We start from the raw sequence: 13,020 nt of genomic DNA, 5'->3' as shown, positions 1-13,020 counted from the left end.
CCATGATCCTCAACTTCTTCCGCTTCGAGCTGCGCGAGCAGCTGCGCTCCCCGCTGCTGTGGCTGCTGGCCGGGCTGTTCGCCCTGCTTGCCTTCGCCGCCGCGTCCAGCGACGCGGTGCAGATCGGCGGTGGCGCCGGCAACGTGCACAGCAACGCGCCCACCGTGATCGCACAGATGCTGGGCATCTTCACCCTGCTCGGCATGCTGGTCACCGCGCTGTTCGTCAGCAACGCGCTGTTGCGTGACTTCGAACTCGGTACCGCTGAACTGATCTTCGCCAGCCCGGTGAAACGCCGCGACTACCTGGCCGGGCGCATCGCCGCCGCCCTGGCGGCAGGCCTGCTGGTCTACGTGCTGATCGCGTTCGGCCTATGGCTGGCACCATTCATGCCGTGGGTCGATCCCGAACGCATGGGCCCGATCAGCTGGCAGGGCTATGCGTGGACGTTCGCAGTCATCGTCATTCCCAACCTGTTGTTCACCACCGCGCTGCTGTCGCTGCTGGCGGCGCTGACCCGCTCGATCCTGTGGGTCTACATCGGCCTGGTGGCCTACCTGGTGCTGTATGGCGCAAGCGCGGCCCTGCTGCGCGACATCGACAACACGTGGATCGCGGTGCTGAGCGAACCGCTGGGCATGCGCGCACTGGGCCGCACGATCCGCTACTGGTCCACCGCCGAGCGCAACAACGGGATTCCCGAGCTGGCCGGTTATCTGCTGGCCAACCGTGTCCTGTGGCTGGCTGTGGCGGCGGCGCTGTTCGCCGCTACCTTCGCGCTGTTCCGCACCGAGCGCAGCGGTAGCGGCCGCCGTCGCTCGGGCCGCAGGCAAGCGCAACCGGTTGCCGATGCCGCCGGCGCCCGCCCCACCCGCGCGACACTGCCGCGCGTGGTACCGGCGTTCACCGCCACCACCGCGTGGCAGCAGTTCCTGCGCCAGGTCCGCTTCGATACGCGTGGCGTCCTGCGCAGCGTGCCGTTCATCGTGCTGCTGGTACTGGGCCTGGCCAACTTCCTGCCCAGCGCGCTGTTCCGGCAGACCCTGTACGGCACCTCGATCTGGCCGGTCACCTCGCAGATGATCATGGGCCTGCAGGGGGCCTTCAGCTGGCTGCTGGTGATCATCGTGCTGTTCTTCGCCGGTGAGCTGGTCTGGAAGGAACGCAGTGCGCGCATCAATGAAGTGACCGATGCCATGCCGGTGCCGAACTGGGTGCCGCTGCTGGCCAAGTTCACCGCACTGCTGGCCGTGATCGTCTGTTTCCAGGCCGCCGGCGCGCTGGCCGCGATGGCCGTGCAGCTGGCCAAGGGCTACACGCATCTGGAGCCGCTGCTGTACCTGCGCAGCCTGGCGCTGGATTCGGTGGTCTACATCCTGATGGGGGGCCTGGCACTGGTGCTGCAGGTGCTCACCAACAACAAGTTCGTCGGTTACGCGCTGCTGATCGTGGTGATGATCGGTCAGGGTGTGCTGGGCATGCTCGACTACACGCAGAACCTGTACAACTTCGGCAGCTGGCCCAACGCACCCTATTCGGACATGAACGGCTACGGCCACTTCCTGACCGGGCAGCTGGCATTCCAGGGCTACTGGGCCCTGTTCCTGCTGACCTTGATGTGCCTGGCGTCGGCCTTCTGGGTACGGGGTGTCAGCCAGGGCCTGCGCCAGCGCCTGGCCCTGGCCGGCCGCCGCCTGCGTGGTCCGACCGGCGCCTTCGCCGCGGTGGCCGCGCTGGCGTTCGTTGGCGTGGGGAGCTGGCTGTACTGGAGCACCAACATCCGCAACGAGTTCCTTTCTCCGGACCAGCAGCTGGATCTGCAGGCCCGCCACGAGCGCGAGCTGTCGAAATACCGCAACCTGCCGCAACCACGCATTGTCGCCGTGGACAACCGCGTGGACCTGTTCCCGGAATCGCAGTCGATGGTGATCGATGCGAACTGGACGGTACGCAACACCCACGCCACGCCGATCCAGGACGTGCACGTCTCGATGGGCGATGACAAGCAGCTGATCGCGGTCGACCTGGGTGGGCAGACACTTTCGATGCATGACGCCGATCTCGGCTACCGCATCTACCGCCTACAGAAACCGCTGCAACCGGGTGAAACCCGCAGCGTGCATTTCCGGGTGGTGCAGAAGCCCAACGGCATCACCGCCGGCCAGGCACCAAGCAACATCGTCGACAACGGCACCTTCTTCAACAGCCGCGTGCTGCCTTCCTTCGGCTACAACGAAGGCGCCGAGATCAGCGACCGCAACGAACGCCGCAAGCGCGACCTGGGCGAGCCGCGGCGCATGCCCAAGCTGGAAGACGAAGCCGCACGCGCCAACACCTACATCTCCAACGATGCCGACTGGCTCGACTTCCGCACCACGGTCTGCACGGCACCGGACCAGGTGGCGCTGGCCCCGGGTTACCTCCAGCATGAGACCACGGTCAACGGCCGGCGCTGCTTCAGCTATGCCATGGACCGGCCGATGCTGAACTTCTACGCCTATCTGTCGGCACGCTGGGAGGTGCGCAAGGCGAAGTACAAGGACATTCCGGTGGAGGTCTACTTCGACCCGGCGCACGGCTACAACGTGGACCGGATGATCGAGGCGGTGCAGAAGTCGCTGGCCTACTACGGAGCGAACTTCACCCCGTACCAGCACCGCCAGGTACGCATCATCGAGTTCCCGGGCTATGCGCGCTTCGCGCAGTCGTTCGCCAACACCATCCCCTACTCCGAGGCCATCGGTTTCATCGCCGACCTGCGTGACCCGGACAACGTGGACTACGTGTTCTATGTGACCGCGCACGAGATCGCACACCAGTGGTGGGCGCACCAGGTGATCGGTGCCAACGTGCAGGGCGCGACGGTGCTGTCCGAATCGCTTTCGCAGTATTCGGCACTGATGGTGATGGAGCAGGAGTACGGCCGCCAGCACATGCGCCAGTTCCTCAAGCGCGAACTGGACGGCTACCTGTCCGGGCGTGGTGGCGAGGCCATCGAGGAACAGCCGCTGGAACGTGTGGAGAACCAGCAGTACATCCACTACCAGAAGGGTTCGCTGGTGTTCTACCGGCTGCGCGAGGAGATCGGCGAGCAGGCGCTTAACCGGGCATTGAAGCGTTTCCTGCAGGACAAGGGATACCAGCAGCCCCCGTACACCACCTCACGCGAGCTGCTGGGCTACATCCGTGCCGAGACCCCGGCCGACCGCCAGCAGCTGGTTACCGACCTGTTCGAGAAGATCAGTTTCTACGACAACCGGGTGATGGCCGCCAGCGCCCGCAAGCGCGATGACGGCCGCTACGACGTGACCCTGGACCTGCATGCTGCCAAGCAATATGCCGACGGCAAGGGCCAGGAAAGCGACGGGAAGATGGATGACTGGATCGAGATCGGCGTGTTCGCCAATGGGCCGTCGGGCAAGGAGCGCGACCAGAAGGTGCTGTACCTGCAGCGCCACCACATCACCAGCGCCGCGCCGAAGATCACGGTGACGGTGGATGAAAAGCCCGACGAAGCAGGCTTCGATCCCTACAACAAGCTGATCGACCGGGTGAGCGATGACAATCGGCGCAAGGTAACGATGTGAGGTATGCGGTGGTGCCGGTCAAATGGCTGGCATCACTACTGCAGACAAAAGCGACATGCCGCGACCAATTGCGTCATTTGAAGACCTGGTTGACCAGAGATGCGGGAGCACCAACAGGATCCATTTGAAGGCAAACGATACTCTCCGCGAACCTTCGAGAAGCCGCGATGACATCCAGCCATATCTACTTCGATGCACACAGGATTTCCGCATCACTGAACTGGGCAGCCAAGGTACTGGCTGACTGTGGTCTTGAGCTCGAATTGGAGGTGGGTGAGAACAGCGTTCTCATTACGGGCGATGAAGACGTTCGTCTGGGGCTCTCTCTCAACGACGCGCCCCATGTCCTCCAGGAAGCCATCGAGCTAGCGCATGGCACCGAACACGTACATGCCATGAGCCAGTGCATGGCCAGATTCGAGATCTCAATCACCGACCTGGAGTCGGTGCTGGATGAGATGAACACGCTGATCGAGGTCCAGCAGACATTGCTCACCGCCGTGGACGGTGTCCTGTGGAACGAGTGGAACGAAGCACTCAGCCGGTGATTTCCGGCTGAGGCCCGGCCTTCGGCCCCAGCAATGCCAGCAGCACATAGACCACGATCGAGGCGACGGTGCCGAACGCTGCCGGCAACCCGAACGCCCACGCCGAACGGCCCTGCTGGCGTGCCCACTGGGCCAGATGCCAGGCCGCGCCCAGGTTGATCAGCCAGGCAATGACGAACACCGGCCACAGCACCATGCCCACCGCGCGCAGCAGGGGCATGGACACCAGCGCGGCAGCGATCGCTGAGATCAGGAAGATCAGTGCGGAGCGGGAATGGCGTGATCGTGCTGGTGAGCCGGCAGGTAGTTCCCTCAATTCCATGGCAGAGCCTCGATCCTGGTGTCAACCAAAGGGGATCACGTACGGCACCCGAAGGGAAGCGTTCTGTAGGGTCGGGCCGTGCTCGACTGATCCGGCATTGCGCGAACGGCAGCCGAGCATGGGCTCGGCTCTACAGGACAATCAGCCCTGCGCGAAGTCCTTCAGGATCTCGCCGACGCCGCTGGGCGAGATCTCGAAGCCCAGCGGAGTGCCTGGGTTGATCACCACGCCGTAGCCCCCCGGCACGCGGCGCAGAACGTCCAGCATCAACCAGCGGATCTGGTGTTGGGCCTGCTGGCTGTAGATGCCCACCCGCGATGGATCGGTGAACACGGCCACGTGCAGGATGCCCTGCTTGTCGAACAGCAGCGGGTCGAAGCCGCTGCCGTCGGGCGTGACCAGGCTGCCGGTCAGCAGCACGACCTCGGAAGCGACGAAGGCCTCCATGAAGGCGCGGATCGGCACCGCCCCGTCCATCGCCGCCTTCAGCAGGGTTTCGATCGGGGTCTGCGGGGCGAGGTCGGTCATGGCGGTACGGCAGGGCGTGAGGGGGGCCTATTGTAGGGTCGAGCCTGCTCGACTGCTCGAAGAGCGTGCCAACCGAGGTTGGCACCCACCAGAGCGGTAGCGCCGGGCCATGCCCGGCGGCGCCCTCACCGTCCCAGACGCTGGTCCCGAGCCTTCTGGTCGGTCATCGCCTTGTCCAGCTCGACCTGCAGCGCTGGCTGCTGCACGGCGGCATCCAGCACGTACACCTTCACGCCATGCGCAGGCACTTCGGCCTTCAGGGAGGCATCCACCTGCAACGAACCGCCGTCCAGCGCATCACGCCAGCGGCCAGCCTGGACGTAACGCGCCACGGTGAAGCTCCTGGCCTGGTCGCCCTTGTTCAGCAGCACCAGCGCGGTCTGCGCCACCTCGCCCTGCTGCAGCACACGGAAGAACACCGCCTCATCACCCTGCAGGCGCTCGTTCACCTGCAGGCCGCGCTGCAGCGCCGGGGTGGCTTCACGCAGTCGCGCGATACGCTGCAGCGGCGCGAAGATGGGGCTCTTCGGCGCCGCATCCACACGCGGCTGGCCGAAGTAGGCGCGGTTGCCGGCGTGCTCGGCGCGGCCACGCATGAAACCGGTCTCCGAGCCGTAATAGACCACCGGAATGCCGCGCGCGGTGAACAGCCAGTTGTGCGCATCGATGAAACCGCTGTCGCTGGCCTGCAGGCGCGGCATGTCGTGGTTGTCGTAGAAGCTCATCAGCTCGTACGGGTTGGCGTACGGCCCCCCGCTCAGGTGCAGCGGCTCGGCCAGCGTTTCAAAGCCCTTGCCGGCGGTGCCGAAGGTCTGCTCCAGTGCACCGCGCAGCGGGAAGTCGAGCACGCTGACATTGGCGTTGGCCGGCCAGGTGTGCTCGGCAATGGTCGCCGCGTTGTAGTCGAAGGCTTCGCCAAACATGAACATGCCCGGATGCTCGGCGCGGATGCGCTTGACGAATTCATGCCACCACGGGTGCGGCAGCCAGCCGATGGTGTCGATGCGCAACGCGTCCACGCCCTGCGCGGTCCACTGCAGGTAGGCGCCGACCAGGTACTCCATCACCGCCGGATTGTCCTGGTTGAAGTCGGACAGCTCGGCCAGGTTGCCATCGAAGATCGAGCCATCCTTGCTGTCGACCGGACCAACGTTGTTGTAGAACGCGTGCAGCGGGTTGTGCTTCGGATCCAGTTTCTGCGGGGGCAGGTTCTGGTGGTCGGCAATCAGTTTTCCATCCCGGTCGAAGATCTGGCCGAACTGTGGCTGCCGCGTCGGCATGGTCCAGGCCGGCGAACCGTGGTTGCCCACGATATCCAGCACCACCTTCAAGCCAGCACCGTGCAGGCCCTTGGTCAATCCGGCAAAGTCCAGGTCCTTGCTGGGCAGGTGTTCATCGAGTTTGTAGAAATTGATGCCCCAGTAGCCGTGGTAGCCGGTCTTGCCACGGTCGGTCAGCGTGCTGGTGCAGCTGATCGGCTTGCTGCCGGTAAAGGCTTCGTCCGGGTTGTCCACGATCGGCGTGATCCACACCGCGCCGAACCCCAGATTGCGGATGTACTGCGCATTGTCGAGCACGCCGCGGAAATCACCACCGAGGTAACCGATGTTGCCGTCCACCTTGTCCGGGCACGGCACCGGGATATCGAAGGTGCGGTGCTTGCCGCCCTGGTCGCGGTGATCGTTGGACGGATCGCCGTTGACGAAGCGGTCGGTGACCACGAAATACACCGCATCACTGGCGAACGGTTCGGTGGTACCGACGTAGTCCGGACGCGGCGCGGCCACCGCCTGACCAGCCAGCACCAGGGAAACAGCAACAGACAGCACACCACGCATCACACCACCTCCGGACGGGACGGAACCCGCAGCACGCACAGGCCGGCGACGAACAGGCTGCAGCCGCCCAGCACCAGCACATGCATCGGTTGACCACCCAGCCAGGCGCGCAGGGCAAAACCGAGCGCGCTGGCCGCGACCAGCTGCGGGATCACGATGAAGAAATTGAAGATGCCCATGTACACGCCCATCTTCGACGCCGGCACGCTGTCGGACAGCAGTGCGTAGGGCAGTGAGAGGATCGACGCCCAGGCGAAGCCGACGCCGGCCATCGACAGCAGCAGCCAGTGCGGGTCGCGGATGAACATCAGCGATACCAGACCGGCGCCACCCAACCACAGGTTGAGCAGGTGGCTCCAGCGCAGGCCGATGGCACGCACCATCGGTGGAATCAGTACCGCGGCCAGCGCAGCGAAGCCGTTGTAGGCGCCGAACAGTACGCCCACCCAGTTGGCGCCCTCGTTGTAGGCCGCCGTCTTCGGGTCGTCCGAACCGAAGTGGACACCGGCCACTGCGGCAGTGGTGTAGATCCACATGGCGAACAGCGCGAACCACGAGAAGAACTGCACCCAGGCCAGCCGCCGCATCGTGACCGGCATCGCCCGCAGGTCGCCCACGATGGCGGCCAGCATATGCGTGCCAGGCAACGCGCCGGCCACGGCCAGCAGCAGGCCGTAGCCGGCACACAGGCCGGCCAGCACGTACAGCATCCGGTCGCCCTGCCGCCACGCGATCAGCAGCGCCAGCAGCACGCCCAGCCCCAGCCATACGGCCACCTGCGTCCAGGGCGCCGGACCGCTGATCGTCGCCGCCGCGTAATGTGCCGGCGGCTCGGCATCATCGAACCCGGCCAGCTCCGCCGGTGAATATTCGCGGGTGCTGACCACCGTCCAGGTGATCGCCGCCAGCAGCACCACCGCGCCGAAGTAGAACGCATAGCGCACGGTGTCCGGCACTTCACCTGCGGCGGCCGTATTGGCGACGCCGAAGTGGGCCAGGATGAACGGCAGGAAGCTGGCGACGATGGCGCCCACGCCGATGAAGAAGCTCTGCATGGCATAGCCGGTGGGGCGCTGGCGTGGCGCCAGCTGGTCGCCGACGAAGGCGCGGAATGGCTCCATCGATACGTTGATCGAGGCATCCAGCACCCACAGCGTACCGGCGGCGATCCACAGCGTTGGCGAATTCGGCATCACCAGCAGGGCCAGCGTGGTCAGCACCGCACCGATCATGAAGTATGGACGACGGCGCCCCCAGCGGGTCCAGGTGCGGTCGGACAGGTAACCGATCACCGGCTGCACCAGCAGGCCGGTCAGCGGCGCGGCGATCCACAATCCAGGTACCGCGTCGATGTCCGCGCCCAGCGTCTCGAAGATGCGGCTGGCGTTGGCGTTCTGCAGGGCGAACCCGAACTGGATGCCGAGGAAGCCGAAACACATGTTCCAGATCTGCCAGAACGACAGTTGTGGCTTGGCGGGACGATTCATCGTGCGTCCTCTTCCGCCGCCACCTGCGTCACCTTCAACGCCTGCACCTGCGCCTGGTTGAGCACGCCGTCGCGCCCGCCCTTTCCGCCGGTGTAGTGCGCGAAATGCTGCAGCGCGCTCATGTTGAAGCCTTCTTCAAGCGCGACCGTGCACGGCCCCTTGGGCACGGTGAACGTTGCCGAGGTCGAGTCCTGCACGGCCACGCTGTGCGGCATCGCAACCGTATGCCGCTGCAAAGGCTGGCCCGGGCACTGCAGCACCAGCTGCTTGACTGCAGCCGTGACGCCGGTGTTGATCGGCCCGTTCGGGTTGCGGTACTGCAGGCGCAGGCGCACCTGCCCGGCCTTGGCCGAGGTGAACTGCCAGCGTTCCTCGCCCTTCAGCACCTGCTGCGGACCGACGCAGAGCATCGGGCTGTGCAGCGATTCCAACGTGCCTTCGCGCCGGGTCAGGCTGAGGCAATGCTGCAGGCCATCGTCGTTGATGCGCGCCACGCCGTTGCTGGCGGTGACCGCCTTGCCGTCCTTCCACAGCACCTGATCGGCTGCCACCGGAACGTTCCAGCCCGTGCCCTTGCGCGGGGCCTGCGGCGCAACCGGCGTGGCCGGCGCACGCACGTTGGCATCCGCAGCCGTGGCAGCTAAACCGGTTGCTGCCGGGGCGGCGACCAGCTGCACTGTCGTGGTGCTGCCACGCGTGGTGGCTCTGCCGGCCACCAGCAGGCCATCGCCCACGTTCTGCGGGCGCTCCAGCACATAGCGCTTGCCGTTGGCTTCCAACGTGATACGGGAATGTGTGCCGAACAGTTCCGGCACCAGCGCGGCCGGCAGCTTGGGCTGCACGCGGCCATCGTCCTGCACGCCGAACACGCCTTCGGTGACCATGGCCAGATAGCCGGCCACCGACCACAGCTGGCGCTCGGAATTGACCACCGGCCCGCTCAGCGCGCCTTCGTCCACATGCACGGCCTGGCTGACAAGCTCGTAGTTTTCCATGTTGGAACCGGCCAGCGCGGCGCCGCGCATCAGCGAACGGATCTCGGCGGCAATGCGCGGGACATCATCCAGCTGGCGCGCCGCGCGCAGCGAATAGGCGCTGACGAACGGCCAGATGGCGCGGTTGTGATAGATCGGCTGCTGCCCTTCCTGCGGCCAGACCACCGGACTGCCGGCCGGCCCGATCGGGTACGCCGCCAGCGCACGGCGCGCACGCCCGGTCGGCAGCACGTCGGCCAGGATACCCAGCGACAGGCCCAGCAGATCGACCTTGGCGTACGGCACCGGGTGCGCCGCTTCGCCGATGTAGCTCATGTACTGGCCCATGTCCTCCCGCCAGAAGCGCGCATCGATCTGCTGCGCCAACGCATCGGCCCACGCCTTGTACTCGTCCGCGCGGGCATCGCCGCGCTGGCCGGCCAGGCGTTCGGCCAGGCGCAGCGCCTGGTAGTGCAGTACGTTGGTGGATAGCGCGTAGGAATCACCGATGAAGCGCACGTCCTCGCGGGTCCAGTCCGGATAGGTCTGCTCGCGCCAGTCCAGGAACGAGGTCTCGCCGCGGTACAGGCCCACCTGCGCGTCGAACACCATCGCGCGGTCCTGGGCCAGCGTGCCCTGCAGCGCCTGCCAGACCTGATCGGCAAACGCCGGATCATCCAGCAGGTGGCGCGCGGCCAGGAACCACACCACGCGGTCGCTGCTGATCGGCCAGCTGCCGCCGGACCCGGTGTCCTGCGCCACGAACAGGCCGGGCGTGTGACCATCTCGGGCCGCCGACAGCTTGAACTGCAGCGACTGCCGGGTGCGTTGCGGGTCCAGCCGCGCCAGCGCCAGATCGGCGGCGAAGCTGACATCGCGGGTCCACACATAGGGCCAGCGCGCGCCGGTCTGGAAGCACTCGCACGGCACCGGCCGGCCTTCGTCGAACGCAGGATCGCGAATCGCGTCCACACGGTCCTGGTCCATTTCCTGCTGGGCCAGCGCGAACAGCGCGTCGAACATCACGCTGCCGGTCTGGCTGCGCATCGGCATGGGCGCGATACGCACCTCACCTTTCGGCGCATGCAGTACGAAGCTGCCGTTGGCAGCGGCTTCGGCACGCGCATGGCGGCCGTCGAATTGCAGGTCGGCCGCCTGCGCGGTCGATCCCAGCGCTGCCCCCAGGGCAGCGGTCAGGCAAATGATCTTCAGCATCGAAGCGGCGGACCGGCTTGCGCCCGTCGGCCTCCCTCCCTCTCTGCACGCGTTGTAGGTCCGCACCGTCGTTGCCGGCGGGCGGGCACGGCCCCTCCCTCAAGGTGCCTTGGCCCCATGGTAGACGCGGGGCTGTCGGCTGCGTCCAGCTGCATACGTATTCATGGCGCCACGCGGTAGCGCGCCTGCTGTGCTGGCTTATGGTCCGGGTCTGCCAACGGCGCCTTGGGAGGGAAACTGCCGATGTCACCCACTGCTGTACGCGCGGCAATCGCGCACCTGCTCGGCCTGGCCCTGTTGGCCTGGGCCACGCTGGCACAGGCCGCGCCACAGGTCGCCAGCGTCGAATCACCCGGCAAGGTGCTGAAGGTCAGCCTGGTGCTGGACGGCGGCACCGCCCGCTACCGCGTCGAGCGTTTCGGCGAGCCCGTGGTGGAGGATTCGAAGCTCGGCTTCGCCCTGCGCGATGGCCGCCTGGACCGCGATTTCGCCCTGCTCGGCCAGCAGCGGCGCAGCGTCGACGACAGTTGGGAGCAGCCGTGGGGCGAGCGCCGGGTCACCCGCAACCACTTCAACGAGCTGACCGTGCAGCTGGCCGAGACCACGGGCAGCAAGCGGCGGCTGGATGTGGTGTTCCGCGTCTACGACGACGGCATCGGCTTCCGCTACGTGTTCCCCGAGCAGCCGAACCTGCGCGAAGCGATCATCGATGACGAGCTGACCGAGTTTGCCATCGCACAGGATTCCACCGCCTGGTGGATTCCCGCCGGCGAACCGATCCATTACGAGTACCTGTACCAGCGTACCCCGCTGCGCGAAGTGCCGCTGGTGCATACGCCGATGACCCTGCGCAGCCGCGATGGCCTGCACGTGGCGATCCACGAGGCTGCGCTGGTGGACTACGCCGGCATGTGGCTGCGCCGCACCGAGGGCCAGCGCCTGCGCGCGCAGCTCTCGCCCTCGGCCGAAGGCTGGAAGGTGCGCCGTGCCCTCCCCTTCGCCACACCCTGGCGCACGCTGCAGGTTGCTGACCGCGCGGGTGGCCTGATCGAATCGGACCTGATCCTCAACCTCAACGAACCCAATGCGCTGGGCGACGTGAGCTGGGTGAAGCCCGCCAAGTACCTCGGGGTGTGGTGGTCGATGCACCTGGACAACGAGAGCTGGGCGACCGGGCCGAAGCATGCGGCCACCACCGCCAGGACGAAGAAGGTGATCGACTTCGCTGCTGCGCACGGCTTCCGCGGCGTGCTGGTGGAAGGCTGGAATCCGGGCTGGGACGGCATGTGGGTGGGTAATGGCTACAACTTTGATTTCACCCGCGCCACGCCCGATTTCGATATCGAAGCGCTGTCGGCGTATGGCCTGAAAAAGGGCGTGCACCTGATCGGCCACCACGAAACCGGCTGTGCCATCGAGCACTACGAGGATCAGTTGGGCGCCGCGCTGGACCTGTACGCACGGCTGGGGGTGGACCAGTTCAAGACCGGCTACGTCTGCGACGATGGCCAGGTCGACCGGCGAAATCCGGCTGGCGGCTCGCTCTGGCGCGAGTGGCACGACGGGCAGTTCATGGCCCGCCATCACCTGAAGGTGGTGCAGGAGGCCGCGCGCCGGCACCTGTCGGTGAACCCGCATGAGCCGATCAAGGATACCGGCCTGCGCCGCACCTACCCCAATTGGATCTCGCGCGAAGGCGCACGCGGCATGGAGTACAACGCCTGGGGCCAGCCGCCGAACCCGCCGGAGCACGAGGTCAACCTGGTGTTCACCCGGATGCTGGCCGGGCCGATGGATTACACCCCCGGCATCCTCAGCCTGAAGGGCCGCCACGGCCAGGCCATTCCCAGCACGCTGGCGCGCCAGCTGGCGCTGTACGTGGTGCTGTACAGCCCGATCCAGATGGCCGCCGACCTGCCCGAGCACTACCTGCAGCATCGCGAGGCGTTCCGCTTCATCGAAGACGTGGCGGTGGACTGGGAGCAGAGCCGCGTGCTCGATGGCGAGGTGGGCGACTACGTGACGATCGTGCGCCGCGACCGCAACAGCCGCGACTGGTTCCTCGGCAGCATCACCGATGAACACGGCCGCGTGCTGCCGGTGTCGCTGGGCTTCCTGGAACCCGGCGTGCGCTATCGCGCCGAGATCTACCGCGATGGCGAGGGCGCTGATTTCCGCAGCAACCCGTTCGCGTTCGCACGCGAAACCCGCGAGGTGACCAGCGCCGATGCAGTGACGCTGGTACTGGCACCGGGCGGTGGGCAGGCCATTCGCTTCACGCCTATCCGTTGAACGTCTTCCTGCCTGCGCGCCGCTGTAGCGCCCGAGTCCACGCTCGGGCGGCGGTGCGCAGCACCGGAACGCAGCCGAGCATGGGCTCGGCTCTACAGAACGATGCACCTGAAAGCGATTACACCCCTGCAAACGGCATTGAATACGTATGCAGGGTGATTCCCGCGAAGAACGCGCTGCCTACCATAGCGGCGACGACAGCGGCCACCGCGTCGCACGTCCACGGTCA

At 66.3% G+C, this 13,020-nt stretch carries 8 protein-coding genes; 3 read left to right on the top strand and 5 right to left on the bottom strand.

Annotated elements, in window-relative coordinates; translation table 11 throughout:
• Positions 1-2: 2 nt before the first annotated feature.
• Both N5D45_RS12515 and N5D45_RS12510 read left to right on the top strand, forming a co-directional pair.
• The gene (locus N5D45_RS12515; protein ID WP_279939035.1) at positions 3-3,587 is read left to right on the top strand and encodes an ABC transporter permease subunit; all 3,585 of its coding nucleotides are present in this window, start codon (positions 3-5) and stop codon (positions 3,585-3,587) included.
• Positions 3,588-3,754: 167 nt separating this feature from the next.
• Complete coding sequence (locus N5D45_RS12510) at positions 3,755-4,135, top strand: hypothetical protein (protein WP_197657145.1); 381 nt, start codon at positions 3,755-3,757, stop codon at positions 4,133-4,135.
• On the opposite strand, the gene N5D45_RS12505 is transcribed toward N5D45_RS12510, so the two are convergent.
• The 5 genes from N5D45_RS12505 to N5D45_RS12485 form a co-directional block, all read right to left on the bottom strand.
• A complete protein-coding gene (locus N5D45_RS12505; RefSeq protein ID WP_197657146.1) occupies positions 4,125-4,457 on the bottom strand; it encodes a hypothetical protein in 333 nt (110 codons plus the stop codon). The two genes, N5D45_RS12510 and N5D45_RS12505, sit on opposite strands and share 11 nt — an antisense overlap.
• Before the next feature lie 141 nt (positions 4,458-4,598).
• Positions 4,599-4,985: an SseB family protein gene (locus tag N5D45_RS12500; RefSeq protein WP_010483507.1), complete on the bottom strand. Its 387-nt coding sequence runs from the start codon at positions 4,983-4,985 to the stop codon at positions 4,599-4,601.
• Positions 4,986-5,110: 125 nt separating this feature from the next.
• The gene (locus N5D45_RS12495) at positions 5,111-6,823 is read right to left on the bottom strand and encodes an alpha-amylase family glycosyl hydrolase (RefSeq protein WP_057502974.1); all 1,713 of its coding nucleotides are present in this window, start codon (positions 6,821-6,823) and stop codon (positions 5,111-5,113) included.
• Positions 6,823-8,310, bottom strand: coding sequence for an MFS transporter (locus N5D45_RS12490; protein ID WP_279939034.1), 1,488 nt, complete (start codon positions 8,308-8,310; stop codon positions 6,823-6,825). The genes N5D45_RS12495 and N5D45_RS12490 overlap by 1 nt, the downstream gene beginning before the upstream one ends.
• Positions 8,307-10,499, bottom strand: a complete 2,193-nt coding sequence (locus N5D45_RS12485; RefSeq protein ID WP_228355128.1) for a Six-hairpin glycosidase-like protein — start codon at positions 10,497-10,499, stop codon at positions 8,307-8,309. Before N5D45_RS12485 ends, N5D45_RS12490 begins: the two co-directional genes overlap by 4 nt.
• 237 nt (positions 10,500-10,736) lie before the next feature.
• Here N5D45_RS12485 and N5D45_RS12480 point away from each other — a divergent pair, with 237 nt between their 5' ends.
• Complete coding sequence (locus N5D45_RS12480) at positions 10,737-12,791, top strand: glycoside hydrolase family 97 protein (RefSeq protein ID WP_197657148.1); 2,055 nt, start codon at positions 10,737-10,739, stop codon at positions 12,789-12,791.
• Positions 12,792-13,020 lie beyond the last annotated feature (229 nt).

The organism is Stenotrophomonas sp. GD03819, assembly GCF_029841665.1.
GTDB lineage: Bacteria > Pseudomonadota > Gammaproteobacteria > Xanthomonadales > Xanthomonadaceae > Stenotrophomonas > Stenotrophomonas geniculata.
Note: the sequence above shows the minus strand (reverse complement) of the source record. Positions and strands in the feature narration are given on the sequence as shown.